25 protein-coding genes are annotated in these 26,674 nt (G+C 39.4%); 18 read left to right on the forward strand and 7 right to left on the reverse strand.

What is annotated here, in order from left to right:
* Window positions 1-564: 564 nt before the first annotated feature.
* From DV702_RS01795 to DV702_RS01815, 5 genes are all read left to right on the forward strand, one after another.
* Window positions 565-2,586: a sensor domain-containing protein gene (locus DV702_RS01795; protein WP_114923176.1), complete on the forward strand. Its 2,022-nt coding sequence runs from the start codon at window positions 565-567 to the stop codon at window positions 2,584-2,586.
* 79 nt (window positions 2,587-2,665) lie between these two features.
* The gene (locus DV702_RS01800) at window positions 2,666-2,896 is read left to right on the forward strand and encodes a hypothetical protein (RefSeq protein WP_114923177.1); all 231 of its coding nucleotides are present in this window, start codon (window positions 2,666-2,668) and stop codon (window positions 2,894-2,896) included.
* Window positions 2,897-3,034: 138 nt separating this feature from the next.
* Window positions 3,035-3,475, forward strand: a complete 441-nt coding sequence (gene cbpB, locus DV702_RS01805) for a cyclic-di-AMP-binding protein CbpB (RefSeq protein ID WP_114923178.1) — start codon at window positions 3,035-3,037, stop codon at window positions 3,473-3,475.
* A 131-nt stretch (window positions 3,476-3,606) separates the two neighbouring features.
* On the forward strand, window positions 3,607-5,046 hold the full coding sequence (locus tag DV702_RS01810; RefSeq protein WP_240315709.1) for an MDR family MFS transporter: 1,440 nt from the start codon (window positions 3,607-3,609) through the stop codon (window positions 5,044-5,046).
* The gene (locus DV702_RS01815) at window positions 5,033-5,920 is read left to right on the forward strand and encodes a transcriptional regulator CcpC (protein WP_114925803.1); all 888 of its coding nucleotides are present in this window, start codon (window positions 5,033-5,035) and stop codon (window positions 5,918-5,920) included. Before DV702_RS01810 ends, DV702_RS01815 begins: the two co-directional genes overlap by 14 nt.
* Before the next feature lie 266 nt (window positions 5,921-6,186).
* Here the strand turns inward: DV702_RS01815 and DV702_RS01820 are convergent, their stop codons facing one another.
* The 4 genes from DV702_RS01820 to DV702_RS01835 all read right to left on the reverse strand — a co-directional run bounded on the left by DV702_RS01820 (window position 6,187) and on the right by DV702_RS01835 (window position 10,081).
* Complete coding sequence (locus tag DV702_RS01820; RefSeq protein WP_114923180.1) at window positions 6,187-7,377, reverse strand: MFS transporter; 1,191 nt, start codon at window positions 7,375-7,377, stop codon at window positions 6,187-6,189.
* 1,155 nt (window positions 7,378-8,532) lie between these two features.
* Window positions 8,533-8,988 (reverse strand): TlpA family protein disulfide reductase, encoded by a 456-nt coding sequence (locus tag DV702_RS01825; protein ID WP_114923181.1) that lies wholly within the window; start codon window positions 8,986-8,988, stop codon window positions 8,533-8,535.
* An 81-nt stretch (window positions 8,989-9,069) separates the two neighbouring features.
* A complete protein-coding gene (locus DV702_RS01830) occupies window positions 9,070-9,612 on the reverse strand; it encodes a peroxiredoxin (protein ID WP_114923182.1) in 543 nt (180 codons plus the stop codon).
* 166 nt (window positions 9,613-9,778) lie between these two features.
* Entirely contained in the window at window positions 9,779-10,081 is a 303-nt protein-coding gene (locus DV702_RS01835) for a hypothetical protein (protein ID WP_114923183.1), read from the reverse strand.
* Window positions 10,082-10,274: 193 nt separating this feature from the next.
* On the opposite strand from DV702_RS01835, the gene DV702_RS01840 reads away from it, so the two are divergent.
* From DV702_RS01840 to DV702_RS01860, 5 genes are read left to right on the forward strand one after another with little or no spacing between them, the layout of a single operon-like run.
* On the forward strand, window positions 10,275-11,381 hold the full coding sequence (locus DV702_RS01840) for an ABC transporter ATP-binding protein (protein ID WP_205407204.1): 1,107 nt from the start codon (window positions 10,275-10,277) through the stop codon (window positions 11,379-11,381).
* Window positions 11,371-12,195, forward strand: a complete 825-nt coding sequence (locus DV702_RS01845) for an ABC transporter permease (protein ID WP_114923185.1) — start codon at window positions 11,371-11,373, stop codon at window positions 12,193-12,195. The genes DV702_RS01840 and DV702_RS01845 overlap by 11 nt, the downstream gene beginning before the upstream one ends.
* Window positions 12,179-12,979, forward strand: coding sequence for an ABC transporter permease (locus DV702_RS01850; RefSeq protein ID WP_114923186.1), 801 nt, complete (start codon window positions 12,179-12,181; stop codon window positions 12,977-12,979). The genes DV702_RS01845 and DV702_RS01850 overlap by 17 nt, the downstream gene beginning before the upstream one ends.
* Window positions 12,976-14,049: an ABC transporter substrate-binding protein gene (locus tag DV702_RS01855; RefSeq protein ID WP_114923187.1), complete on the forward strand. Its 1,074-nt coding sequence runs from the start codon at window positions 12,976-12,978 to the stop codon at window positions 14,047-14,049. The genes DV702_RS01850 and DV702_RS01855 overlap by 4 nt, the downstream gene beginning before the upstream one ends.
* A 51-nt stretch (window positions 14,050-14,100) precedes the next feature.
* Window positions 14,101-14,760, forward strand: a complete 660-nt coding sequence (locus DV702_RS01860; protein WP_114923188.1) for a potassium channel family protein — start codon at window positions 14,101-14,103, stop codon at window positions 14,758-14,760.
* A gap of 42 nt (window positions 14,761-14,802) precedes the next feature.
* Here DV702_RS01860 and rnjA read toward each other — a convergent pair whose 3' ends face one another.
* From rnjA to def, 3 genes are all read right to left on the reverse strand, one after another.
* The gene (gene rnjA / locus DV702_RS01865; protein ID WP_114923189.1) at window positions 14,803-16,470 is read right to left on the reverse strand and encodes a ribonuclease J1; all 1,668 of its coding nucleotides are present in this window, start codon (window positions 16,468-16,470) and stop codon (window positions 14,803-14,805) included.
* A 3-nt stretch (window positions 16,471-16,473) separates the two neighbouring features.
* The gene (locus tag DV702_RS01870; RefSeq protein WP_114923190.1) at window positions 16,474-16,683 is read right to left on the reverse strand and encodes a DNA-dependent RNA polymerase subunit epsilon; all 210 of its coding nucleotides are present in this window, start codon (window positions 16,681-16,683) and stop codon (window positions 16,474-16,476) included.
* Window positions 16,684-16,933: 250 nt separating this feature from the next.
* Window positions 16,934-17,491, reverse strand: a complete 558-nt coding sequence (def, locus tag DV702_RS01875) for a peptide deformylase (protein WP_114923191.1) — start codon at window positions 17,489-17,491, stop codon at window positions 16,934-16,936.
* A 178-nt stretch (window positions 17,492-17,669) separates the two neighbouring features.
* Here def and DV702_RS01880 point away from each other — a divergent pair, with 178 nt between their 5' ends.
* From DV702_RS01880 to DV702_RS01915, 8 genes are all read left to right on the forward strand, one after another.
* Window positions 17,670-18,296 carry a YkyA family protein gene (locus DV702_RS01880; protein WP_114923192.1) on the forward strand — a complete coding sequence of 209 codons (627 nt, stop codon included), beginning with the start codon at window positions 17,670-17,672 and terminating at the stop codon, window positions 18,294-18,296.
* 283 nt (window positions 18,297-18,579) lie between these two features.
* Entirely contained in the window at window positions 18,580-19,695 is a 1,116-nt protein-coding gene (pdhA, locus tag DV702_RS01885) for a pyruvate dehydrogenase (acetyl-transferring) E1 component subunit alpha (RefSeq protein ID WP_114923193.1), read from the forward strand.
* Between the two features lie 3 nt (window positions 19,696-19,698).
* Window positions 19,699-20,676: an alpha-ketoacid dehydrogenase subunit beta gene (locus DV702_RS01890; protein ID WP_114923194.1), complete on the forward strand. Its 978-nt coding sequence runs from the start codon at window positions 19,699-19,701 to the stop codon at window positions 20,674-20,676.
* 30 nt (window positions 20,677-20,706) lie between these two features.
* Complete coding sequence (locus DV702_RS01895; RefSeq protein ID WP_114923195.1) at window positions 20,707-22,077, forward strand: dihydrolipoamide acetyltransferase family protein; 1,371 nt, start codon at window positions 20,707-20,709, stop codon at window positions 22,075-22,077.
* A gap of 5 nt (window positions 22,078-22,082) precedes the next feature.
* Window positions 22,083-23,495, forward strand: coding sequence for a dihydrolipoyl dehydrogenase (gene lpdA, locus DV702_RS01900; RefSeq protein WP_114923196.1), 1,413 nt, complete (start codon window positions 22,083-22,085; stop codon window positions 23,493-23,495).
* A gap of 76 nt (window positions 23,496-23,571) precedes the next feature.
* Complete coding sequence (locus tag DV702_RS01905; protein ID WP_114923197.1) at window positions 23,572-24,534, forward strand: NAD(P)H-dependent flavin oxidoreductase; 963 nt, start codon at window positions 23,572-23,574, stop codon at window positions 24,532-24,534.
* A 12-nt stretch (window positions 24,535-24,546) separates the two neighbouring features.
* Window positions 24,547-24,822 (forward strand): UPF0223 family protein, encoded by a 276-nt coding sequence (locus tag DV702_RS01910; RefSeq protein WP_114923198.1) that lies wholly within the window; start codon window positions 24,547-24,549, stop codon window positions 24,820-24,822.
* A gap of 427 nt (window positions 24,823-25,249) precedes the next feature.
* Window positions 25,250-26,598, forward strand: a protein-coding gene (locus tag DV702_RS01915; protein ID WP_114923199.1) for an IS3 family transposase whose coding sequence is annotated in 2 segments (ribosomal slippage) — window positions 25,250-25,694 and window positions 25,694-26,598 — 1,350 coding nt in all. Because the reading frame shifts where the segments join, the coding sequence is not laid out codon by codon here.
* The last annotated feature ends 76 nt before the right edge of the window (window positions 26,599-26,674 follow it).

Raw genomic sequence — 26,674 nt, forward strand, 5'->3', positions numbered from 1 at the left:
CAAACAATTGTGTTGTGAAGGTTTAGGATGTAACGGAAGAAGGGGATGTCGTTTCGCAGCCCGCTTGAACTTTCTATAAATGGATAGAAGACTCTTCTTTACATATTAATTATTAGCTTGTTAATTAACCATGTAATGTATAATTCTCTCATTCATTTAGTTAAAAGCAATTTTGACTATGACAGTTGGATGGAGTGAGACTGACCTGAAGTGTCTTGCGGCTTGCGCTTCCAGACGATACGCTTTCTCTCGGGAGGATCAGTCCGCCGCGTCCCCTCAGGAAAGCGTCCGGTTCTGTAGCGAGTATCCTAACACGTACACCGCCTCTACAACTACTTGTCAAAAGCACCTTTTTTCTAAATGCCCATTCCTTTCTTTAAATAATCAACAGGATTGTTCTATCAACAAAGTAAAATGTTACATAAAAAGTCATGAGTTTTTGGGTAAATTTCTTTATTTATCTTTTATCACAGAGTAAATAGATGTATACTAACTACTAATGGCTTATCTGTATATGTCGTAAGTCATGAATATTATTTTATTAATGAAAGGAAGAGTTCATAAATGAACAACGAAGAACCATTTGAACATCCTCTCCAGCAGGAATATTTCCAATTTCATACTCATATGATAGTCATCTTAGAAATACTTCCTGAAGACAAGATGAAAATTTTTTATTCAAATGATAGTTCTAGTACTTTCTTTTCCTCCAACAATAGTACGGCACCTGAATCGTTTTTTGGTTCCTATTGGTCAGCTATTCAAGACACCTTAACTCATATAGACTCCTGCGTATGTAAACGTTTGATTGATAAAACAGGAGGAGAACCATTAGATATGACAGTGAAGCAATTGTCAGTCTCTTCGAGATATCCTTTACTTGTATTAGAATTTAAAAATAGGGAAACTAAAATAATGCATCAGAAATGGAAAGAAAAATATCATTCATTACTTTATTTTAACTCAGATGCATTAGTAACACTGAATCGGGAAGGAATCATAACTTTCTGCAATCCGAAAATTAAACAACTTCTAAATTTATCTCCCAAAGAGCTCATCGGCAGACATTTTCAAGAGTTAGTAAGTGACGAAGACCAAAAAAGTTTTAATCAAGTATGGTCATTTGTGAAAAATGGAAAAGCTTATGAATTACCGCATGTTGAATTATTACATCCAAAAGGTCACATACTTCTTGCGTCACTCAAATCTCTTCCTGTCGTCGTAAATGACGAATGTTTAGAAACGCATATCATATTAAAAGAATTACCAAACTATATGATCAGTAATTCGAAAATGCATTATTTATCTTATCATGACCATTTAACTGGTTTATGGAATAGTCGTATGTTGAAAATCCATTTTGGCCAAGATTCTCTTCAAGCAACTGAAGAACATGGCGTTTTGCGAATTATTCATTTAGGTGTCGACCGTTTCAAGACAATTATTGAATCACTGGGATACATGGCAGGTAATGAATTTTTAATAATGGTCGCTAATCGGTTAAAGAAAGTTTGCACGATGAGCGAAAAGTTGTACCGCAATAGTGGAGATGAATTTATTATTGTCGTTCAGGAGTTTGAATTTGCGCAAACAGAAAGATTATGTGAAGAGATTCTGCGATTATTTAAGCAACCTTTTACTTATAATAACCATGAATATTATTTGTCGATGTCCATAGGCGTATCTACATTTCCCGATCATGGCAATACGATTGATGAATTGATCGAAAAGTCTAAACAAGCGCTGTCAGTTGTAAAAGAACGTGGAAGAGCTCATTACCGCTACTTTGATGAAGAGATGAAAGTTCCTTTTACGAATGAAGCACTTATGGAGTCTCATTTAAGACGAGCTATAGAGTTTAATGAGCTTACTGTTTGTTTTCAACCACAAATTATTTTGAAAACAGGGAAGTCCGTTAGTTTTGAAGCATTATTACGTTGGAATAATCGAAAGTTCGGTGAAGTGTCTCCAGCAAAGTTTATTCCACTTGCTGAGGCGTCGGGCATCATTCATTTAATTGGTGATTGGGTTATTGATCAAGTGTGTCAGCGGCTCCGGGAATGGCAGAGTAAACAATACCAACCTGTGAAAGTGGCGATCAATATCTCGCCCAGCCAGTTCAAATCAGAAAACTTTTGTACGAAAATTTTTGATATAGTGAATAAATATTCGATAAACCCAAGCTGTATTGAAATTGAGATAACTGAAAGTGCATTGATGCGACCGGATGAGACGTTGAAGTCATTAGTTCAGTTAAAAGAAATGGGATTTACGATTTCTATAGATGATTTTGGGACAGGATATTCTTCTCTAAGCTATTTGAAAAAGTATCCAATTGACATTATTAAAATAGACCGTTCATTCATCCAAGATATTGAAACAGATAAAAAAAATGAAGCGATAGCTAAGACGATTATTAATTTAGCTCATAGTTTAGGGATGTCGGTAATAGCAGAAGGGATTGAAAGAGATTCTCAAGCTGAAATTATGAAAGATTCCAAATGTCAAATTGCTCAAGGGTTTCTATATAGTCAGGCGGTTTTACCAGAAGTAATTGAACAGAACTATTTACAAGCCGCCCGATAAATGATCACATAAACACATAAATTTTCACTTTCTGCACACTCTATATCGTATAGGCTTGGCGGAAAGGAGTGTATAGTTAATGTGGGATATTTGGCTGTGGCCCATGGTGATCGCATTTGGAGTCATGGTATGGATTTGTATTGCAGGCATAAGAAAGACTTCTAAGTCCTTTCAGTTGAATGTGACGAATCGTATACCAGAAACTGCTGCTGATCATCCATTTACTATGAATCCATTGTTGTGGATTATATTTGTTGCTTCTCTTTTCATCTTTATCGTCATCTTTTATTACTGGGCCTCTTTCTATTAAGAAAGAGGTTTTTTTGTCCGGTATAATAATCTCTGTTATAAGGTAGAGATAGGCTAAATGTGTTATGATAGAATAGATATGAATAGACTTGTAATTAGATATAATGATTTTGACGATGAATAGAAGGAGCGATTACCTATGGTTTCTATCAATAATAAAGACTTTCTTGCTGCGCCAATCGCTAATCAAATAATTTCTTCAGAGAAGGTTGCTCACGTACAATTGGGTAATAATGCTGAACACGCACTTCTTGTTTTAACAAAGACGGGATATTCCGCCATTCCTGTATTGGATCACCAGTACCATTTAAAAGGATTATTAGGTATTGGAATGATTACAGATTCAATTTTAGGTATGGAACGAATTGAATACGAGCGATTAGAGGATATTAAAGTAGATGAGATAATGGATACTAATCTTCCGACCATTCGAGTGAATGATCGTTTTCAACGCGCTATGGATCTATTGATTAATCACCCATTTTTATGCGTGACAGACGAGGACGGCACATTTGCAGGTATTATAACGAGACGTGTAATAATGAAAGAATTCAAAAAGTATATTTACAACGTTCAGTAAATACTCATATGCTCAGTAATTTGTAAATGTATAGAAAAAACAAAAGGCTCCTCTATCGGAGTCTTTTTCTAATAGAAGGAGTGAAAAATGTGCAAAAAGAAACTAAGCGCCCTCTTGTTCTAGCGGCAGTTATGCTGGCGATGTTCGTGGGTGCTGTTGAAGCGACAATTGTCACAACAGCCATGCCTACAATTGCTTCTGAATTAGGCGGGTTTTCACGATATAGTTGGATTTTCTCTTCTTACTTATTGATGAGTACCGTTACCGTATTGATTTATGGCAAATTGGCGGATTTATTTGGTCGCAAGCCGATCTTTTTTATTGGTTTAACAATATTTTTGATCGGCTCCGTATTATGTGGATTTGCGACTTCGATGGAACAGCTAATTGTGTATCGTCTCATTCAAGGAATAGGAGCAGGCGCTGTGATGCCAATTGCGACTACTATTGTGGGTGATATGTATACAACGGAAGAACGCGCAAAAATACAAGGGTATTTATCAAGTGTTTGGGGGATCTCTGCAGTATCGGGTCCAGTCATCGGTGGTTTACTCGTTCAATATGTCAATTGGCAATTTGTGTTTTGGGTGAATGTTCCACTTGGAATATTATCTATGGCAGGAATTTATTTCTTCCTTCATGAGCCGAAAGAAACACGTAAAGCCTCGATTGATTATAAAGGAGCTTTCTTATTAGCAACGGCGTTGTCTTCTATTTTATTTTGGTTAGTAGAAGGCGGTCAATCTTTTAATCGACTGTCGATTAGTAGTTTGCTGTTACTCATAGTTAGCATACTATTATTCACATTATTTTTTAGACAAGAACGTTTGGCTAAAGATCCGTTGGTTTCTTTTAGTATTTGGAAAAATCCAGTTATTTTATATGCGAATTTAGTATCATTGACTACAGGTATTATTTTAATTGGTGTATCTTCTTATTTGCCTACATATGTTTCGGGAGTGATGGAACAGAAAGCGATTATCGCAGGCTTTGCACTGACAACGATGTCTATAGGGTGGCCTTTAGCTTCTTCCGTGGCGGGTCATTTACTTATTCGTTTCGGTCCGTTCCTCGTCTCGTTCGCAGGAGGAGTGTCATTGGTGATCGGATCGATGATGTTTGTTTTCATGAATGCCAGCTTGGGTCCTATATGGGCTGCTGCATCTAGCTTTTTTATTGGTATAGGGATGGGGTTAACGAATACATCATTTATTGTAACGATTCAAGGAGCGGTTTCAAGAGAACAAAGAGGATCAGCTACTGCGGCGAATATGTTCATGAAAAACTTTGGGAATACAATAGGAGCCTCAGTATTTGGAGCGATTTTAAACGGAATGTTGCTATCTTATTTTGCAGCAGGAAACTTGTCCTACTCAATAGATGATGTAAATGGATTATTGACTGAAGAAGGCCGTTCTATGATTCCGTTTGCAGAGTTACATAAATTGCAGGAAGGACTTCAGAATTCTTTACATTGGGTGTATATCGCAATTGCTGTATTTGCTGTCATTAGTTTAGTTTTGATTTTGCGGATTCCGAGGGGAAAGGTGTATGAACATGTCAACAACTGAGCTAGATATTATTAAGGCGTTAGCTGAAGAAGGCAATATGCGAAAAGCCTCTGAACGATTGCATTTATCTCAACCTGCGTTATCGCAACGTTTGCAGACGATTGAAAAAGAATGGGGGATGCGATTGTTCATTCGTTCGCAAAAAGGTCTTGAACCGACGCCAGCAGGTGAACACGTCATTGCCTACGCGAAAGAATCTTTAGCTAAGCGAGATGAAACATTGGAATTGATTGCGTCACTTGAAGATAAAGTACATGGTACATTAAAGATTGCTTGTGCTTCCATAATTGGTCAGACATGGCTCCCGCAAATATTGAAGGATTATGTAGAATTATATCCGGATGCTAAAATTTCTTTAATGACAGGGTGGAGTTCTGAAATATCTAAAGCTTTGTATGAAGGCGAGGCGCATGTGGGCATCGTCAGGGGGCAAACAGATTGGAAAAGTCATCGAATGTATTTATTCCCTGATCAGTTATACTTAGTCGATTCAGAGATTTCCACAATAGATGAATTAAAAGATACGAATCGACATTTCATACAATATAAAAGTGATTCCAATTATTATATGGAAATTCAGCGGTGGTGGAATAAACATTTCAATCAAAATCCAAGTAGGCAAATAGTAGTTGATCAAATTGAGACGTGTAAACAATTAGCGCTCAATGGAATCGGCTATGCTATTTTACCTTCAATTACACTTTCAGGAGATGAACGAGTGAATCGCATTCCTTTACTAAATAGTGAAGAAGAATTTGAACTGACACGGGATACATGGATGATTGGATATAGCTCAACATTTGAATTGAAGCAAGTTAAAGCATTCGTTGAAATTGTACAAAGTTACGCAGAGTTATTGCGGAAAGTACAATGAATCTAATAGGAAATAAAAAAATGTATGAAGGATATTACCTTCATGCATTTTTTATTACTATTATGGATACATATGAACACATCTGTTAATTAACCGTATAATCCATTTATTCATTTAAAAGCGAGGCAGGCGATAGAAATAAGCGGATGACTTGGGATGCAGTGACGCTGACTTGAAGTGTCTTGCGGCTTGCGCTTCCAGACGATACGCTTTCCTGAAGGGAGGATCCTAACACGTACACTTACCGCACCGATTGAATAGCTAGTTTATAACGTACGAGCAGACTGGATGAGTGATCGGTGACGTGTTGCCCAGTAAGCAGCTAATGCGAAACAAAGTAATAAGATCACAGTTCCAACAATATAAGGTGATTTCATGTTCCAATCGAAAATATAGCCTGCAGTTGCCGGTCCTATCATATTTCCTAAACTCATATAAGCATTCATCATACCCGCCGCATACCCTTGCTCTTTTCCGGCCAATTTAGAAACTAGTGTATTGACAGCAGGACGCAGGAGAGAAGTGGCAGTTGAGAAAATCGTAGCCACTAACAAAATAGTGAAGAACGTATTGACAAACAAAATACCTAACATCGCAAAAGCTGCGATTACTAGATTGATCAAAATGACTCGCATCTCACCAAAACGTTTAAACAGCCGATCAATAACAAATGTTTGAATGATCACCCCAACAAATCCACCGACAGTAATAATAATCGCAATTTGAGAAGGTGTATAGTTATACTTTTGATCTACGTAGAGTGAAATCGTAGCCTGGAAGTTTGCCAAGCCGAATGAGAAGACGAACATGACGATAAGCATAATAAAGTAAGAAGTTTGTGTTGATCGCCGCAACTGTTGAAAAAGATTTTCGTTGACCGCAGCTCCTTGTAGGACAGGTTTAGGATTGGGTAGAAATAATAAAGAAACAATAGCGGCTACAATTGATGCACCGGTTGCAGCATAAAATGGAAATGACAAACTGATTTTAGATAAAAATCCACCGATTCCCGGCCCTATCATAAATCCTAACGACATCGAAGCTCCAAGAAGCCCCATCCCTCGACCTCTTGTTTCAAGAGTTGTAATATCTGCTACAAAAGCCATCGTAGGAGGAATAATGAAAGCAGCACCGAATCCTGAGAAGAATCGAGCAACGTATAACATCCATAACTCAGTTGATAAACTAAATGCTAATTGAGAAAGTCCGTAAATAAGTAAACCGAAAATAATAATGCGCTTTCTTCCATATTTATCTGAAAGATTACCCGAAATAGGAGATAAGATAAATTGAGCAAAAGAAAAAATAGCGATTAGTAGCCCAAGCGCTCTACCGGCAACTCCAAATGTGGCTAAGTATTCCGGCATGATGGGAATGATGAGTCCGACTCCTGCCATCGCAATGAACATATTGAACATAAGTATGTAGAGGGCTAGGTTTTTAGATGTTTTGACCATTCGACAGCTCGCTTTCTAGGTTCTTTTTGTTTAATCCTATCACAAAGTATTCTTCAAGGCACGAGGCATGCCTAGGAAAAATACTTTGCTTTAAGACTGTTGAGTAACTATATTATATATAAGTCGCTCATTGAGTTATTTACAAGCGAGTTTGATTATGGCGATTGGATGGAGTGAGTCTGACTTAGAATGTCTTGCGGCTTGCGCTTCCGGACGATACGCTTTCCGGAGGGGGCGCGGTGGACCGTCGCGAGTTACACCTGTCAAATGCAAAGATGTGCTCCTTCTCGCTGCGCTTCACTCGCAAAAGCCGTCCTTCGCTACGGCTTTCCCTTATCCTCCCGGAGTCGATCGTCTGTAAGCTCCAAGCCGTACTTTGTGTGTGCAAGACAGGTTGATCACTCTTTGTATGGAATGAAAACCAAAAAGACTTGTCTGATACAATGCGACCGTTTTTGAAGTTAGATAGCGGTGAAGTATTATCTGCTACTATGACTTCTTCGATGAACTGAGTGAAAAAAGAAGTGACCCTATATGCATTCAATCAGGCAATCTAAAGCTTCACCCACATTATCGAGGAAGCGTAACTTACCATACTTTTTTTCTGGACGAACACCAACTGACTTACAGACACAACCTCAAGGATTCTCCCGGAAGAACCGGCGACTCCTGGAGGATCAGGACGACAGGCGTAATCGCCAAAGCACTTCTGGCGAGTCCGCCGCGTCCCCTCAGGAAAGCGTCCGGTTCTGTAGGGAGAATCCTCACACGTACACCATTTTTCTGCACCAAGAAAGAAGAGTCACTCATTTCACTCTAACTTTTGGACGAACACCAACTGACTTACGAACACAAATTCAAGGATTCTCCCGGAAGAACCGGCGACTCCTGGAGGATCAGGACGACAGGCGTAATCGCCAACGCACTTTTGGCGAGTCCGCCGCGCGCCCTCCAGGAAAGCGTCCGGTTCAGCAGGGAAAATCCTCACACTACACTATCTCTACAACTACTCATTTAAAACACTTCATTTCCAAAAGCCATTTTCTTCAAATAATCAACAGACTTGTTTTGCTTTACGTTTACTACGTGATACTAAGAAGCGAAATTTGTTAAAAACTAAAAAGACTCCTCAGATGAGGAGTCGTTAAGAGAAGGTTAATCTTCTTTTTTCATTTCGTCTAGTACACGATTGACGCGTTTTTCAAGCATTTTCATGCCACTACCGCCCGCTTGGAAGTGACGAAGTTGTCCATCTTTGTCGAAAACGTAATAAGCAGGTACGTATTGGTTTTCGAAAGCATCATTTAATTTCAGTTCACTGTCAACAAAAATAGGCTGAGTAATATCATGCTCTGCAGCTACTGCTTTAATTTGTTCGAGATCTAAATCGTCTTCAGAACGTGGCATATGGACAGCTACTACGTTCAATTCATCTTTAAATTGATCTCTAAAATTATTTACATCTGGCATTGCTTCTTTGCACATATGACAGCTAACAGACCAAAAGTGAATTAATGTTGGTTTTTGGCCAACTAGTTCAGATTTTGATGTCTCGCCGTTTAACCAAGCTGTTTCACCTTGAAGTTCTGGCATTTGTGTACGTAATTTCATCAAAGTTCCTCCTCGATAAGTAAATAAAATTATAGAAAAATCCCCACAGCGGAAGTAATGCGTGGGGATGCTTGTACAAAATTAAAGAGTTTCTTGACCTGGACGCCAGTTTGCAGGGCAAAGACCGCCAGTTTGTAGTGCTTGAAGTACGCGAAGAGTTTCATCCACGTCACGACCGATATTATTATGGAAAACTGTTTGGTATTGAAGTTCTCCTTCAGGGTTGATGATATAAAGACCGCGCAATGCGATACCTTCTTCTTCAATTAGCACTCCATATTCACGTGATACTGAGTGGTTCGTATCAGCTGCAAGTGGGTATTTAAGTTGCTCAAGACCATTATCTTTACGATCTGTATTGATCCAAGCTAGGTGCGTGTGAATCGTATCAGTAGAAACACCGATTACTTCTGCATCTAAGTCTTCGAACTCATCATAGCGATCAGACATTGCAGTGATTTCTGTCGGACATACGAAAGTGAAGTCCATTGGATAGAAGAAAAGAACTGTCCATTTATCGTTTTTGATATTGTCCTGCAAACTAACTTTCCCAAAAGATTTGTCAGCTAATACTGCCTCCATTGTAAAATCTGGAGCTTGTTTACCTACCATACGTTCAGCCATTTAAAAATCCCTCCAATTTATCTTTTGTGCAACTACGTAACTGTGCTACACATTTCTTCTATAGGATATCAAATTTACTAGATGATTACAATTAGAATGACTCGAAGATAATAATAATTATTGTTAGAGCTCATTGCTGTTGTATGTAAAGGGTTTACCATATGAATTATTCAAAATCATGTTGGCACTCAGAAGGCTTTACGGGTCTAGACTGGCAAGTTTGACAACTCGGATCACAGATCATTTCCCGCCATTCATCACAATCTTTACAATAACGAGCATCAAATTCATCACTATAGTGTAAAGGTTCCATACATTCTACGCAGTGTGAAGCCATTTCTTTCCATGACTTGATTTTTCTATTATTGACTAGAAATATACCTTCTAGTTGGTTTTCTCTTGTAGGTTGTCCTATTTTACGACTCCGTTTGGCATCAGTGTCCAAATAAAAAAATAAGTGATCCTCCAACTGAATCCCTCCTTAATATCTCGTTTCATTCTACTATGTCATCTGAGAAAAAACAATTTTCATGACTAAATATTTATAATCACTTTTATAAGTAAATAAGGACAATTTGCTTTCAGTATCGTTTTGTGTATAATGATTAAGTTTACAAGGGTTCCTACTTGTTAACTCTAGAACTATATAAGGAGGAATGGAATTGACTAATCAGCCAATTATTCGTTTTGAAAATGTAACGAAACGATATAGTGAGTCTACAACTGTACTTGACCGTGTTTCATTTGAAATGGAACGTGGAAAATTTTATACATTACTTGGACCTTCAGGATGCGGTAAAACAACAATTTTACGTTTAATCGCCGGATTTACAGAAGCGACAGACGGAATAATTTACTTTAATGGAAAGAAGATCAATTCTGTTCCGGCAAATGAGCGACAAGTAAATACGGTTTTTCAGGACTATGCTTTATTTCCACATCTAAACGTCTATGAAAACGTTGCATTTGGATTGCGTATAAAAAAAGTGAAGAAAAATGACATTGATTTTAGAGTAAAAGAAGCGTTGAAATTTGTGAACTTAGAAGGCTATGAATCGCGTGAGATTACCGAAATGTCCGGTGGGCAGAGACAGAGGGTAGCGATTGCACGGGCTATTGTAAATGATCCAGAAGTCATTCTTCTTGATGAGCCTTTATCGGCGTTAGATTTAAAATTGCGTTCAGAAATGCAATATGAGTTGCGCGAACTTCAACAACGGTTGGGTAAGACATTTGTTTTTGTTACACATGATCAAGAAGAGGCACTGGCGATGTCAGATGAAATATTCGTCATGAACAATGGGAAGATCCAACAATCCGGAACGCCCATTGATATTTATGACGAACCGATCAATCGTTTCGTTGCAGATTTCATCGGAGAATCTAATATCGTTTCAGGGAGAATTGTGAAAGATTATTTAGTAGAATTTACAGGAAAGCAGTTTCCATGCGTAGATGGAGGATTCTATCCGAATGAAAAAGTAGATATTGTGATCCGTCCGGAAGATCTGGAAATGACAACGATTGAACAAGGCAAGTTAAGTGTTACGGTCGATACCCAGTTATTCCGCGGGGTACATTATGAACTTTCTACTTATGATACAGATGGTAATGAATGGTTGGTACATTCAACGAAGCCGGCTGATGTCGGGACTATGATTGGGTTAGATTTTGCACCTGCTGATATCCACGTCATGCGTTTAAATGAGTCTGAAGAAGACTTCGATGCGCGGCTAGAGTCGTTTGGAGTGGCGGAAGATGAAGAATAATCCACTGCGCTTTGTTTATGCTGTGCCTTATGCTGTTTGGATGTTGCTGTTTGTCGTAGCACCGATCATAGTCATCATTTATTACTCCTTTTTTGATTTATCAGGACAACTGACATTGGGGAATTATCGAAACTTTTTCACGTCTATTTATTTTAAATTAACGATGAGTTCGTTTTGGTATGCATTTCTTATTACGTTTTTTTCTTTGCTGATTTCTTATCCTACAGCTTATTTTCTGACAAAGACGAAGCATAAACAATTATGGTTGTTATTAATTATTATTCCATCTTGGATCAATCTTCTCTTGAAGACGTACGCATTTATTGGTCTGATGGGTATATATGGGCCTATCAATGCGTTTTTAGAAGCGATTGGAATCGGCAGTCAACAAATTCTATTTACTGATTTTAGTTTTGTTTTTGTATCCGTATATATTTTCATTCCATTTATGATTTTGCCTATTTTTAATTCACTTGATAAAATAAATCCTACATTACTTGATGCATCAAAAGATTTGGGGGCCAATGCGTGGGTTACTTTCAAGCGTGTAATTTGGCCGATGACGATCGATGGTGTGAAATCTGGTATACAAGTAGTGTTTATACCAGCGCTGTCGCTGTTCATGATCACGCGACTCATTGCAGGAAATAAAGTAATTACATTAGGAACTGCGATTGAACAACAGTTTTTAGTAACACAAAACTGGGGGATGGGATCAACTATTGCAGTCTTCCTAATTATATTTATGTTTTTGATTATGATGTTAACATCCGGAAAAGAGAAGGGGGCCTCTGCACATGGAAAAGTTAAGTAGCCTTCCGAAAATATACTTGGCTGTAGTTTTTGTGATTTTGTATGCTCCTATTTTTTACTTAATTTATTACTCGTTTAATTCAGGTGGCGGCATGTCTAACTTTGAATCATTTACGTTAGAACATTATGAGGCGGTCTTTTCGGATACGCGGTTACTAATCATCGTTCTAAATACGGTAATTATTGCCTTGCTGTCTGCCTTACTTTCTACAACGATCGGTGTAATAGGTGCGTTAGCCATTTACTTTATGAAAAATAAATCAGCACGCCAAACGGTATTGTCTGTAAACAATATTCTTATAGTTAGTCCAGATGTTATTATCGGGGCGTCGTTTTTAATATTGTTTACTCTCATTGGGGTAAAACTAGGATTTGCTTCTGTACTAATTTCGCACATCGCATTTAGTATTCCAATTGTCGTAATTATGGTATTGCCTAAACTCCAGGAAATGAGTACAACATTAATAGATGCTGCGTTAGATCTTGGTGCATCACGTAAAGACGTGTTGACACGTGTGGTGTTGCCTTATATTAAGCCAGGAATATTTGCCGGCTTCTTTTTGGCTTTAACATATTCATTGGATGATTTTGCGGTTACTTTTTTCGTTACGGGCAATGGTTTTTCCACATTATCTGTAGAAATTTATTCGATGGCTAGAACAGGAATAACATTAACGATTAATGCGCTGTCGGGCTTAATATTCTTAATTACGATGATTTTGGTATTAGGCTATTATATGGTTAACAATAAAACAAAAACGTCGGCTAAGGGGGTGAAGCGATGAGAGGGCTTGTAGGGAGTGTTGTAGCCATTTTACTCGTTTCTTCCATCTTGCTTTTCACGAACTATCAGCTAGAGCATAAATCTGGTCAGGCCGGAAAAGATACGATTACAGTTTATAACTGGGGAGAATATATCGATCCAGACCTTTTAAAAGAATTTGAGAAACGTGAAGGCATTCGTGTGATTTATGAAACATTTGATTCGAATGAAGGGATGATGGGAAAAATAGAGCAAGGTGGTACCTCTTACGACATTTCTGTACCTTCAGAATATGCGGTTCAGATGATGGAAGATAAAAAATTATTACTGCCACTGGACTATTCAAAAATACCGAATGTTAAAAATATTGACCCTTATTTTATGGATTTGCCGTTTGATACAGATAATACGTACTCTATTCCGTATTTTTGGGGAACGGTAGGCATCGCATATAACCCCACACTATTGAAAGGGCAAACGTTTGAGAGTTGGGACAGTTTATGGGATGCTTCATTGCGGCAACAAGTAATTTTAGTTGACAGTGCCCGGGAAGTACTAGGTGTCTCTCTTAACTCTTTAGGCTATTCATTGAATTCGACCAGTCTGCAAGAATTAAAAGAAGCAACGGACAAACTAGCGACAATTGTGCCGAATGTGAAAGCGGTCATAGGTGATGAGGTGACACAATTAATGATCAATAATGAAGCGTCTGTTGCATTAACTTGGTCAGGTCAGGCAGCCGATATGATTTCTGAGAATGAAGACATTGATTATATTGTTCCTGAAGAAGGTTCTAATTTATGGTTTGATAATATTGTCATTCCTAGAACGTCTACTAATATCGAAGGAGCACATAAATTCATTAACTTTATGCTGGATCCTGAAATTGCGGCTCAAAATGCAGAATATGTTGGCTATTCGACGCCAAATGTTCAAGCTATGGCTTATATGGATGAGGAAATAACAGCTGATGAACGTTTTTATCCGGATGAAAAAGCAAGAGAAAACTTAGAAGTGTATGAAAACTTAGGTTTAGAAACGCTTGGGGTGTATAATGAGTTATTCTTGAAATTTAAAATGGGATTACGGTAATAGCGGTCTTCAGAAAATCTGATTTACTATGTAATCGTGAGGGGTCATGTGATGAAAAAAGAATTTGTAGTCATCGGATTAGGTCGATTCGGCGGGAGTATTGTAAAAGAATTGATTGAGTTAGAAGCGGATGTCATGGCAATTGATAAATCACAGGAACGGGTAGAGGAGTTTGCAAATATCGCCACACAAGCTGTAGCTGTTGATACAACGGATGAAGCGGCATTGCGTTCCTTAGGAATCCGTAACTTCGAGCATGTGGTGATAGCTATTGGAGAAAATATTCAAGCGAGTATTTTGACGACACTCATTTTAAAAGAGATTGGCGTAGAACGAATTACAGTGAAGGCCCAAAATGATTACCATGAAAAAGTTTTGCGAAAAATCGGAGCCGATCAAGTAGTTCATCCAGAACGTGATATGGGAAAACGGATTGCAAATAATCTTGTTTCCAATAATATTCTAGACTACTTAGAGCTTTCGGATGAATATTCTATTGTAGAAATTCAAGCGAATAATCATATCGCCGGTTCGTCGCTCATCGATTTAGATATTCGTGCAAAGTATGGTGTGAATATCGTAGCGATTAAAAGAGGATCTCATATTCTTGTGTCTCCTCAAGCGATTGAGCAAATTGAAGTGAATGATATTTTGATTGTCATTGGTTCTGATTTAGATATTCATCGATTTGAAAAAAAAGCATTGCATTAAAAAAACTGTAGGAACCCATATTCATGGGAACCTACAGTTTTTTTATAATTCCATAATGACTGGAAGGATCATTGGCTTTCGCTTCGTTTTCTCATATAAGTAAGGAACGAGTGTATCAATAATATCGCCTTTTAAGTTAGTAACGGAATCAGGCTTTGCTGCTAATTTTCGTTGCAATGTTTTAGAAAGCATGTATTGTGCTTCATTAATCATAGCTCCAGATTCACGCATATAGACGAATCCTCTGGAAATCAAATCTGGACCTGACACTAATCGATTCTTTTTCGTATCGATTGTTGCCACTACGATGACAAGGCCGTCTTCAGATAAAATTCTACGATCACGCAATACGACATTTCCGATATCGCCAATACCGCTGCCGTCGATGTAGACATCACCAGAAGGTACACGACCCGCTAATCTGGCAGTATCGTCAGTTAGAGCTAATACCTCACCATTAGACATGATAAAGATATTGTCTGGTTCTACGTCGCAATCTACAGCTAACTGTGAGTGCATGTCCATCATGCGATATTCCCCGTGGATCGGCATGAAGTACTTCGGTTTGATTAAACGAAGCATCAGCTTTTGTTCTTCTTGTGAACCGTGACCAGACGTATGGATATTGTTCAATGGGCCGTGAATTACTTCAGCCCCTGCACGGAACAAAGAGTTGATCGTTTTATTGACGCTTAACGTATTACCCGGAATAGGGGATGACGAAAAGATGACCGTATCACCTGGTTGGATTTGAACTTGTCTATGCGTACCGTTCGCTATACGTGATAAAGCAGCCATAGGTTCTCCCTGGCTTCCAGTACATAATATCATCACCTTATTTGCAGGTAGTCGATTTAATGACTGCGAATCAACGAATAATTCTTTTGGAGCGTCGATATAGCCTAATTCCCGACCAATCGTAATTGCGTTATCCATACTGCGTCCGAATATAGCAATTTTCCGATCAAAGTTTTGTGCCGCTTCAATTACTTGCTGTAAACGGTGAATATTCGAAGCGAATGTAGCGAAAATAATACGTCCATCAACATTACGGAAAATATCATTTAAACTTTCTCCAACTTTTCTTTCAGACATCGTAAAGTTAGGAATTTCAGCGTTCGTACTATCTGACAGTAAACATAAGACGCCTTCGCTGCCGATTTTCGCCATTTTATGCAAGTTAGCAGGTTCGCCAACAGGTGTGAAGTCGAATTTGAAATCTCCTGTATGGACGATATTACCGGACGGAGTCTTGACGACTACACCATACGCATCAGGAATGCTGTGAGTTGTTCTGAAGAACGATACAGCCGTTTTACGGAACTTAATGTAATCATCTTCTTCGATCTCATGGAGCTTCGTTGTGCGTAACAGTCCGTGTTCTTCTAGTTTGTTACGAAGTAAACCAATTGCTAATTTACCGCCGTAAACAGGAACATTCACTTTACGTAATAAATAAGGAATCCCACCGATGTGATCTTCGTGACCATGCGTAATGAAAAGTCCTTTTATTTTATCGATATTGCGTTCAAGGTATGTGTAATCAGGTATAACATAGTCGATACCTAATAAATCATCCTCTGGGAACTTAATGCCCGCATCAATGATGATGATTTCATCTTGGAACTGAACGCAATACGTATTTTTACCGATTTCACCTAGTCCGCCTAGGGCAAAAACGGCTGTCTCATTATTCTTAATAGATTTCATTGATTAGACCTGCTCTACCTGGAAGTGCGGTGAAGCTTGCTCGTACTCTAAATGCTCGCCTTCCAGCTTCTGAATGTATTCAATGATAATTTGGCGATCGTGCAACTGATCACGAACTGCCTTTTCTGTTTCAGCTTCAACATATAAGCTCAGTGTGTTCTCGCGGACTGGTACTTGGTGTACATTTTCGTGGTAATAAACTTTAAAAATCATTATGAACTCTCCTTTTTTACGTTCGATACGTTCGTTAGTAAACATATTCTCCATAATAGCACGCAATTTCTTTAAAATAAAGAAAAGCCCACCAATTACTTGGCAGGCATAAAAGTTTAGGCAATTGTCTTTTTACCGAGCAGGCCATTGAGTCGTCTAAGCAGTTTGCGTTTCAGACGTTTATACATGGCGTCATCACTCCTTAGAAAAACTATATCATAGTAAGGAGCATCTGTCAAGGTTAATTCCTTTACTCTCTATCTAAAGGTTGTGCTCCTGGTATGTCCTTGAAAGGAGCATTTTCATCGATGTGGTCATAAAACATGATACCGTTTAAGTGGTCTAATTCATGTTGGAAGGCGATCGCCGCTAATCCTTTTAAACGCATTTTTATTTCCTTGCCTTCTTTATCATACGCTTTCACAGTAATTCTCGCATAGCGCGGTACATAGCCTGGAACTTCCCGATCAACGGATAAACAGCCTTCTCCTGTAGATATATAGGTTTTTTCTACGGAATGGCTGACGATTTTAGGGTTAATTGCGATGAAATTTTCCAAAGGTTTGTCTTCATCTGGAATATGCAAAACGAAGACTCTTTTAGAAGCATTCACTTGTGGTGCAGCTAATCCGATACCAGAACGTAAACCATATTTTTCACTTAGCACATCATCTTGACTATTCACTATATATTCCAGTAAGTCGTCACATAATTGGCGATCCTCCGCACTTAGTGGGAAACTCATTTCTTTTGCTTTCGCCCGTAACGTAGGATGACCTTCGCGGATAATGTCTTTCATTAAAATCATTTCTATTCTTCCCCTCAGATATATTAGTTTATATATAATGTTACATTCACATATAGTAGACCGGCTGTATATAGAGTTTTTACGTATACGCTTCGTCCATTTACCTTATCCTGTATAGTATAAACGAATAAAGAACATGGTGAAAGAAAAATGTATATAATTCAACAGGAGGTTCGCGATGAAGAAAATCCTCTTAGTGCTATCAATGATATTTCTATATGGTTGTTCCCATGAAACTACGCAAATACAAGAAATCGAAATGATTTTGATGAAAGTGAATGAAAAAGAAAGGCTTGGGAAAGGGTATGTAAAGAAGTTGGGTCAGTATGAAGAAAAAGAACAACTTGTCTTTACTGCTATTATGGAATTGACTCAGCAACGTCATTTTGCAGTTCGAAAGTCTGTAACTACAATAAAAAAAATAGCAAATGATCGATTGGCTATGATCACCAAAGAACAAAAGACATTTCATGATGCACGGGTGGAAATCATGCAACTGCAGGAAAGCTTGCGCAATTCTGATTATGATCAGCGAATAAATAAGTTATTCACAGCGTTATATGACCGTTACGACATGCATGATCAATTGGTAGCAAACTATAAACAGTTAGTTTATGCGCAACTAGAATTATACACCCAATTAGAAAATCTATCAGTCCAGCCGAGTGAGCTCGAAGAATACGTGGAGCGAGTAAATAGCCTTGCTGATGATGTTGAAGGAAATGTCAGAGAATTTAATGAATCCACTATAGAAGTGAATCGTTTATTATCGCGCATACTTTCAAGTTTAGAAAAGAACAAATAAGGAAAAAGACTAGGAGAGGCAAAAGGTCAATTACTACGGCTGACGTATTCATCTCTGTATGAAAGAAAACAGAGAAATTGCTGTATAGAACGCTTTCTGTACCAATACAGAATCGCTATTGTATTAATACAGTTTTTTATTCTTTTAAACTGTCTTTACATCAAAACACCTAGAATTCAATGGTTGACCAAGCGCTCAGTTTTGAGTATACTAAAAAATATAACAAGTTGTATTCATTTTAATTGTAAATAATATAATACAGATATGAAGGAGAGATTGACATATGGTAGCTAAAAAAGGAAATCAATACGATCCAGTGAAAGCGCTTCAATTAATAGAAGGCCAATTTGAAATGGTTCAAATCTTAAATGAAGAAGGTAAAATCGTTAACAAAGATCTAGACCCGAAACTTCCTGATGAAGAGTTGGTGGAATTAATGGATCGTATGGTTTACACGCGCATTTTAGATCAACGCTCCATTTCTTTAAATAGACAAGGTAGACTCGGTTTCTATGCACCGACAGCCGGTCAGGAAGCTTCTCAACTTGCTTCACAATATGTGCTAGAAAAAGATGATTTCATTCTTCCGGGTTATCGTGATGTGCCGCAACTGCTCTTCCACGGCTGGCCGTTACACATGGCATTCTTATGGTCGAGAGGTCATTACGAAGGAAGTATTATTCCGGATGGTCTGAATATTTTCCCGCCACAAATCATTATCGGCGCTCAATACATTCAAGCAGCAGGAGTTGGGCTTGGTTTTAAGAAAAAAGGCCAAAAATCAGTAGTGATCACGTACACAGGTGACGGAGGTACGTCACAGGGGGATTTCTATGAAGGTCTAAACTTTGCGGGAGCATTTAAAGTCCCTGCGATTTTCATTATTCAAAATAACCAATATGCAATTTCAACACATCGTGATGTTCAATCAGCTGCAAAAACACTAGCGCAAAAAGGTGTGGCTGCTGGAATGCCGAGTATTCTAGTAGACGGGATGGATCCGTTGGCCGTATACGTGGCTACTCGTGATGCAAGAGAGCGTGCAGTCAACGGTGATGGACCGACACTTATAGAGACGATGTGTTACCGTTACGGACCGCATACGATGGCTGGGGATGATCCGACACGTTACCGTACTTCTGAAATTGACGGCGAATGGGAAAAGCGTGACCCGATTGTTCGTTTCAGAGCGTACTTGGAAAGTAAAGGCATTTGGTCTAAAGAGCAGGAAGAAGAAGTTGTAGAACGCGCAAAAGAAGAAATTAAAGCCGCTATCAAAAAAGCAGATGCTGCACCTAAACAAAAAGTGTCTGACTTTATGAAGATTATGTATAAAGGTGATCTACCATTTAACTTACAAGAACAATTAGATGCATATGTAGGAAAGGAGTCGAACTGACCCATGGCACAATTGACAATGATTCAAGCAATCACAGAAGCTCTCCGTACAGAACTAAAAGCAGATGAGAATGTCTTGTTGTTCGGTGAAGACGTAGGAGCAAATGGAGGAGTCTTCCGTGCGACGGAAGGCCTGCATAAAGAGTTTGGAGAAGACCGTGTGTTTGACACACCATTAGCAGAATCAGGAATTGGCGGATTAGCGATTGGTTTAGCGCTGACAGGTTTCCGTCCTATTATGGAAATCCAGTTCTTTGGTTTCTTATTCGAAGTAATGGATTCTGTAAGTGGTCAAATGGCACGTATGAGCTTTAGAACGGGCGGTCATTTCAACGCTCCTATTACGATCCGTGCGCCGTTTGGTGGCGGAGTAGCTACACCGGAAATGCACGCAGACAGCTTAGAAGGACTAGTGGCAGCGCAACCAGGATTAACAGTAGTCATTCCATCGACTCCTTATGATGCTAAAGGTCTTTTGATCTCAGCAATTAAAGATGATAATCCAGTAATCTTTTTAGAGCATATGAAATTATATCGTTCATTCAGACAAGAAGTACCCGAGGAAGAATATACGATTCCATTAGGCAAGGCGGATGTAAAGCGCGAAGGTACAGACTTAACAATCATTGCTTATGGTGCGATGGTTCAAGAAAGTTTAAAAGCAGCTGAAGCACTTGAAAAAGAAGAGTATTCTGTCGAAGTTGTTGACCTGCGTACTATTCAACCGCTTGATATTGAAACGATTATTCAATCTGTAGAGAAAACGAATCGTGTCATTGTCGTTCAAGAAGCTCAACGTCAAGCAGGGATTGCTGCGAATGTAGTAGCGGAAATTTCTGAGCGTGCCATTTTAAGCCTTGAAGCACCGGTTATGAGAGTGACCGCGCCAGATACGGTTTATCCATTTGCGGCAGGAGAGAATACTTGGTTGCCAAATGCAAAAGATATTATAGCGAAAGCAAAAGAAGTACTAACATTTTAATTGTTGGACAATCCAGAAAGGGTGAATTACGTGACCTATGAATTTCGTTTACCAGACATTGGAGAAGGTATACACGAAGGAGAAATCGTTAAGTGGTTCGTAAAACCAGGCGATGAAATCCAAGAAGATGATACATTATTAGAAGTACAAAATGATAAAGCAGTAGTAGAAATTCCATCACCGGTTTCAGGTACTATAGAGGAAATTTACGTTCAAGAAGGTACAGTAGCAGTTGTTGGAGATAAACTAGTACGCTTTGATGCACCAGATCACGACATTCCCGATCATGATGATGATCACACAGAAGATACAGCTTCTGAAAATGCCAGTGTTGAAAAATCTCATGAACAAGTTGGAGAAGCGTTAGGCAGTACTGAAGCAAAGAAACCAGCAGAAGGTCAGCGTGAACAAACGCAACCCGAGCAAACACAGTCACAACAACCTAAAGCTGAGGCAACAGATGACCATCGCCGCGTAATTGCTATGCCGTCTGTTCGTAAGTATGCAAGAGAACAAGATGTGGTAATTGCAGAAGTAACCGGTAGTGGGAAAAACGGCCGCATATTAAAAGAAGATGTAGATTCCTTTAAATCTGGAGGTCAGCCACAAGCGAGCGCTGAGTCCACAGAAATAGAACAAGAAACTCAGGAAACACCTGAAACTGCAACTGCGAAACAGCAACCGGTATTGGAAGGTGAATTCCCAGAAACACGCGAGAAATTATCACCAATGCGTAAAGCTATTTCAAAAGCGATGTCGAATTCCAAGCATACAGCGGCACATGTGACGTTACTGGATGAAGTAGACGTTACCGCGCTCGTTGCTCATCGTAAAGAATTTAAAGAAGTAGCAGCGAAAAAAGATGTGAAACTTACGTACTTACCATATGTAGTGAAAGCACTAGTAGCGACATTGCGTGAATTCCCTGAATTAAATACATCATTGGATGACTCGACAGAAGAGTTGATCCACAAGCATTATTACAATATTGGAATTGCAGCGGATACAGACCGCGGCTTAATGGTTCCAGTTGTTAAAAATGCGGATCGCAAATCAATGTTTGCTATTTCTGCAGAGGTAAATGAACTTGCTGAAAAAGCACGTTCTGGTAAATTGCAAGCTTCTGAGATGAAAGGCGGATCATGTACAATTACAAATATCGGTTCCGCGGGTGGACAATGGTTTACGCCAATTATCAATCATCCTGAAGTCGCTATTTTAGGTGTTGGAAGAATTTCTGAAAAACCTGTAGTAAAAAATAGTGAAATTGTAGTGGCACCTATGTTAGCATTATCTTTAGTGTTCGATCACCGAGTAATTGATGGCGTAACGGGACAATTAGCGTTAAACTATCTTAAGGAATTACTAGGGAACCCATCACTTTTATTAATGGAGGCGTAAAGCACATGGTAGTAGGAGATTTTCCAATTGAAGTAGATACGCTCGTCGTAGGTTCAGGCCCAGGAGGATATGTTGCGGCAATTCGTGCAGCTCAGCTTGGACAAAAAGTAACACTAGTAGAAAAAGAGACAATCGGTGGCGTTTGTTTAAACGTTGGTTGCATTCCGTCCAAAGCAATGATTTCTGTTGGACACCGTTTTGTTGCTGCTCAAAATTCTGACTCTATGGGAATTACAGCAGAATCTGTGAAACTTGATTTTGCTAAAGCTCAAAAATTTAAAAATAGTGTCGTGTCTAAATTAACAGGCGGAGTAGAAGGGCTGTTAAAGGGTAATAAAGTCGAAACTGTTATGGGCGAAGCGTATTTCGTAGATGCTAATACAGTACGAGTGATGACTGAGAAATCAGCACAAACATATAAATTTAATAATGTCATCATTGCAACAGGTGCGCGTCCGGTTGAAATTCCAACGTTCAAATTTAGTGACCGCGTAATTAGTTCAACAGGTGCTTTAAGCCTAAAAGAATTACCGAAGAAACTCGTAGTAGTCGGTGGTGGATATATCGGGACAGAGCTAGGTTCAGCTTATGCAAACTTAGGTTCTGAAGTAACGATTATTGAAGGTGCGGATGATATCCTTGCTGGTTTCGAAAAGCAAATGACACAAATCGTTAAAAAAGGCCTGAAGAAAAAAGGCGTTGAAGTCGTAGTAAAAGCATCTGCTAAAGGTGTAGAAGAAACGAAAGACGGAGTAGTTGTGACGTATGAAGCTAAAGGCGAAGAAGTAAAAGTCGAAGCGGATTATGTATTGGTTACAGTAGGTCGTCGTCCCAACACAGATGAAATTGGTTTAGAGGGTCTTGGCTTGAATATGACTGACCGCGGTTTGATCGAAGTAGACAAGCAATGTCGTACGAACGTGCCGAATGTTTATGCGATCGGTGATATCGTAGCTGGTCCACAGCTTGCACATAAAGCATCTTATGAAGCGAAAGTGGCAGCTGAAGCAATATCAGGTGAAAAATCCGAAGTAGATTACTTGGCGATTCCAGCAGTTTGCTTTACAGATCCGGAACTTGCAACAGTCGGCTTGAATGAACAACAAGCAAAAGACGAAGGATACGATGTTGTAACTGGGAAATTCCCATTTGCTGCAAACGGTCGTGCGATTTCATTGGATGCGACAGACGGCTTCGTGAAGCTAGTTGCGCGTAAAGAAGATGGCTTGCTTCTTGGAGCACAAATCGTTGGAGAGAACGCTTCTGATATGATTGCAGAACTAGGGCTAGCTATTGAAGCAGGTATGACACTTGAAGATGTATCTATGACAATTCATGCGCACCCTACACTTGGTGAAATTTCCATGGAAGCAGCAGAAGTTGCTCTTGGTAAGCCAATTCACATGATGACGAAATAACACAGCATGCGTACAACCCATGGGAATTCTTTTCTCATGGGTTGTTTTTACATTGCGAAAAAAAGGCGGGATAATAATGAGCTGGAATACAAGAGTTACGGAGTTGTTAGAGATTGAGTATCCGATCGTTCAAGGGGGGTTAGCATATTTAGCTTATGCTGATTTGGCTGCTGCTGTTTCAGAAGCGGGTGGACTGGGTCAAATTACAGCAATGAGTCTCCCTTCACCTGAAGCGTTAAAACAACAAATTCAAAAGGTTCGCATGAAAACGACGAAACCTTTTGGTGTAAACTTTGCGATCGGTAATCATGGCCGATCGTTCGAATCTATGGTAGAAGCCGCTTTGGAAGAAGATATTAAAATTATTTCCGTTACAGGAGGTAATCCTGCACCTTTATTTGAAATGCTACAAGGAACAGATGTTAAAAAACTAGTTCTCGTAGCAGCAACGAGACAAGCGCAAAAAGCAGAAGAGATTGGCGCAGATGCAGTAATTGCAGTTGGTCAAGAAGGAGGAGGCCATCTAGGGCGTGATGATATTGGCACAATGGTATTAATACCCCGCATAGTAGACTCTGTAAGTATACCGGTAATTGGTTCGGGTGGAATTGGCGACGGTCGTGGATGGATGGCGGCACATGCACTGGGCGCGGAAGGAATAGAAATGGGTACACGTTTTATCGCCACAAAAGAATGTGTGGATGCATCGCCGGCTTATATTGAAACGTTATTGACAAGCAGTGAGCGTGACACGACTATTATTAAAAGAACGATAGGAGCACCTGCTAGAGCGTTAGCAAATGAATGGACAGATCAGATATTACGTAAAGAAGCAGAAGGAATTGGGTATGATGGATTGAAATCATATATTAGCGGAGACGCTAATCGCAAATTTATTCATGAAGGCGTCAGAGGCGAAGGTTTCGGTTGGGGTGGTCAAGTAGCGGGAATGATAGAGGATGTTCCAACTGTTGCCGAGCTATTTGCAAGGATGAAAAATGAAGCCGAACTTGTTAGAAACAAGTGGGGTAGAAACTAAGGAGAGAATTATATGTCAGGATATCAATACCCTTTACGTGCGGATTGGACTACAGAAGAAATCGTGGCGGTCATCGACTTTTTCTCAAAAGTAGAACAAGCATATGAGTCTTCGGTAGAGCGTGAGGAGTTTATGAAATATTACCGAGCATTTAAAAAAGTTGTACCTTCTATGGCGGAGGAAAAGACGTTATGTAAGGAATTCGAAGAAAGCAGTACGTATGTTGCGTTCCGTGTCGTCAAATTAGCTAAAGATAGCGTAGCAGGAGAACAGTTAAAAATAAAATAGTTTTTCGAAAATCTGTATAGTGAAGATTATAAATAGAGTAAATAAGTATAAAATGCACGGGTGACAATGGCGATTTAATGAAGTGACGCTGACTTAGAATGTCATACGGCTTGTGCTTCCAGACGATACGCTTTCCGGAGGGGGCGCGGTGGACCTCGCAAAAGTGCGTTGCGAGTTACACCTGTCACCCTTGATCCTCCCGGAGTCGATCGTCTTCCAGCTTTAGCCGTACTTTGTGTAGGCAAGACAGTTTGATCACTCTTTGTAGAGGGTGAATGACTACGTGGGCTTGTCTGCTACTTTATATTCGATTGTTAGATGGAGTGAAGCTGACTTGAAGAGTCTTGCGGCTTGCGCTTCCAGACGATACGCTTTAGAAGTGCACCCCAAAGCTTGGACACATCACAATGAAAAGGATGTGTTGTAAGTGGGGAAAACTACTAGAGATGAACAAATTCAAACGATTAAAAGATACCTTGAGGGGAAAGAAAGTCTTCGGGAGATCGGCCAATCGATCGGTGTCGACAAGAGTGAAATTCGCTATTGGATACAGAGATACCAGTACCACGGAGAAAAAGGATATCATAAACCCTGTACAAGTTATTCTAAACAATTTAAACTGGACGTAATCCAATACATGGTCGATGAGCATACGTCTGTCAGAGATACCGCTGCGCGCTTCAACTTACCCCACCATTCTACCCTGAGAAGGTGGGTGCATGCGTACAGGGAAAAAGGAACGGACGCCTTATCACCAAAAGAAAAGAGGCGTCCATCCATGAAACCAAATCCAGAAAATAAGAAGAACTTATCTGTTACTGAACAAGAATTACAAAAGGAAAATGATTTCTTACGAATGGAGAACGATTATCTAAAAAAGTTAAATGCCTTAGTTCAAACGAAGGAAAAGTCAGCCAAGAAGACAAAGTACAAGTAATCTTTGAACTAAGGCACAAATATCCGGTGCGAGCACTCGTAAAGTTAGCAGGTATTCCCCGCAGTACGTATTACAATGTGTTGGCGCGTATGAACCGGAAAGATCCAGACGCAGAGTTAAAAAAAGAAATTCTAGCTATTTACGAGAAGCATGATGGGCGATACGGCTACCGTCGAATTCGCATCGAGTTGGAAAAAGACGGTCGCAAGATTAATCATAAGAAAGTCCAACGCATCATGAAAGAATTAGGTTTACAGTGTATAGTGCGTATGAAAAAGTATAAATCATATAAAGGAACGGTAGGCAAAACCGCTCCGAATATTTTAGACCGGAATTTTTCGGCACACAGACCCAATGAGAAGTGGGTAACCGATGTGACAGAGTTCACGTTATTTGGCGAGAAATTATATCTGTCTCCTGTTTTAGACTTGTTTAATGGGGAGATTATTACGTATACCATCGGCTCTCGTCCCACCTATTCCCTCATTTCGGAGATGTTGGAGAGTGCGTTGGAAATTCTTCCGCAAGAACATGAGTTACTGTTGCATTCAGATCAGGGCTGGCATTATCAAATGAAGCAGTACCGTCACGCATTAAAGACGAGGGGCATTGTCCAAAGCATGTCTCGCAAGGGGAACTGTTACGACAATTCAGTAATGGAGAATTTCTTCGGCATTATGAAGTCCGAACTTCTCTATTTAAAGGAATTTGAAAGTGTGGAACAGTTTATAGTGGAATTGGAGAAGTATATGGAATACTACAATACAGAGCGGATAAAAACGAAACTTAGAATGAGTCCAGTGCAATTTAGAACACGTTTTGAGCAAATTGCCAGCTGAAATAATTATGTCTAACTTTTGGGGGTCACTTCATTTCCGGAGGGGGCGCGGTGAACCTCGCAAAAGTGCGTTGCGA

Source organism: Sporosarcina sp. PTS2304 (genome assembly GCF_003351785.1).
Taxonomy (GTDB): Bacteria; Bacillota; Bacilli; order Bacillales_A; family Planococcaceae; genus Sporosarcina.

Excerpts from the sequence above, each read along its gene's own strand:
- DV702_RS01795 (WP_114923176.1), top strand. The coding sequence starts at position 565 with ATGAACAACGAAGAACCATTTGAACATCCTCTCCAGCAGGAATATTTC.
- DV702_RS01800 (WP_114923177.1), top strand. The coding sequence starts at position 2,666 with ATGTGGGATATTTGGCTGTGGCCCATGGTGATCGCATTTGGAGTCATG.
- cbpB (WP_114923178.1), top strand. The coding sequence starts at position 3,035 with ATGGTTTCTATCAATAATAAAGACTTTCTTGCTGCGCCAATCGCTAAT.
- DV702_RS01810 (WP_240315709.1), top strand. The coding sequence starts at position 3,607 with ATGCTGGCGATGTTCGTGGGTGCTGTTGAAGCGACAATTGTCACAACA.
- DV702_RS01815 (WP_114925803.1), top strand. The coding sequence starts at position 5,033 with ATGTCAACAACTGAGCTAGATATTATTAAGGCGTTAGCTGAAGAAGGC.
- DV702_RS01820 (WP_114923180.1), bottom strand. The coding sequence starts at position 7,377 with ATGGTCAAAACATCTAAAAACCTAGCCCTCTACATACTTATGTTCAAT.
- DV702_RS01825 (WP_114923181.1), bottom strand. The coding sequence starts at position 8,988 with ATGAAATTACGTACACAAATGCCAGAACTTCAAGGTGAAACAGCTTGG.
- DV702_RS01830 (WP_114923182.1), bottom strand. The coding sequence starts at position 9,612 with ATGGCTGAACGTATGGTAGGTAAACAAGCTCCAGATTTTACAATGGAG.
- DV702_RS01845 (WP_114923185.1), top strand. The coding sequence starts at position 11,371 with ATGAAGAATAATCCACTGCGCTTTGTTTATGCTGTGCCTTATGCTGTT.
- DV702_RS01850 (WP_114923186.1), top strand. The coding sequence starts at position 12,179 with ATGGAAAAGTTAAGTAGCCTTCCGAAAATATACTTGGCTGTAGTTTTT.
- DV702_RS01855 (WP_114923187.1), top strand. The coding sequence starts at position 12,976 with ATGAGAGGGCTTGTAGGGAGTGTTGTAGCCATTTTACTCGTTTCTTCC.
- DV702_RS01860 (WP_114923188.1), top strand. The coding sequence starts at position 14,101 with ATGAAAAAAGAATTTGTAGTCATCGGATTAGGTCGATTCGGCGGGAGT.
- rnjA (WP_114923189.1), bottom strand. The coding sequence starts at position 16,470 with ATGAAATCTATTAAGAATAATGAGACAGCCGTTTTTGCCCTAGGCGGA.
- DV702_RS01870 (WP_114923190.1), bottom strand. The coding sequence starts at position 16,683 with ATGATTTTTAAAGTTTATTACCACGAAAATGTACACCAAGTACCAGTC.
- def (WP_114923191.1), bottom strand. The coding sequence starts at position 17,491 with ATGATTTTAATGAAAGACATTATCCGCGAAGGTCATCCTACGTTACGG.
- DV702_RS01880 (WP_114923192.1), top strand. The coding sequence starts at position 17,670 with ATGAAGAAAATCCTCTTAGTGCTATCAATGATATTTCTATATGGTTGT.
- pdhA (WP_114923193.1), top strand. The coding sequence starts at position 18,580 with ATGGTAGCTAAAAAAGGAAATCAATACGATCCAGTGAAAGCGCTTCAA.
- DV702_RS01890 (WP_114923194.1), top strand. The coding sequence starts at position 19,699 with ATGGCACAATTGACAATGATTCAAGCAATCACAGAAGCTCTCCGTACA.
- lpdA (WP_114923196.1), top strand. The coding sequence starts at position 22,083 with ATGGTAGTAGGAGATTTTCCAATTGAAGTAGATACGCTCGTCGTAGGT.
- DV702_RS01905 (WP_114923197.1), top strand. The coding sequence starts at position 23,572 with ATGAGCTGGAATACAAGAGTTACGGAGTTGTTAGAGATTGAGTATCCG.
- DV702_RS01910 (WP_114923198.1), top strand. The coding sequence starts at position 24,547 with ATGTCAGGATATCAATACCCTTTACGTGCGGATTGGACTACAGAAGAA.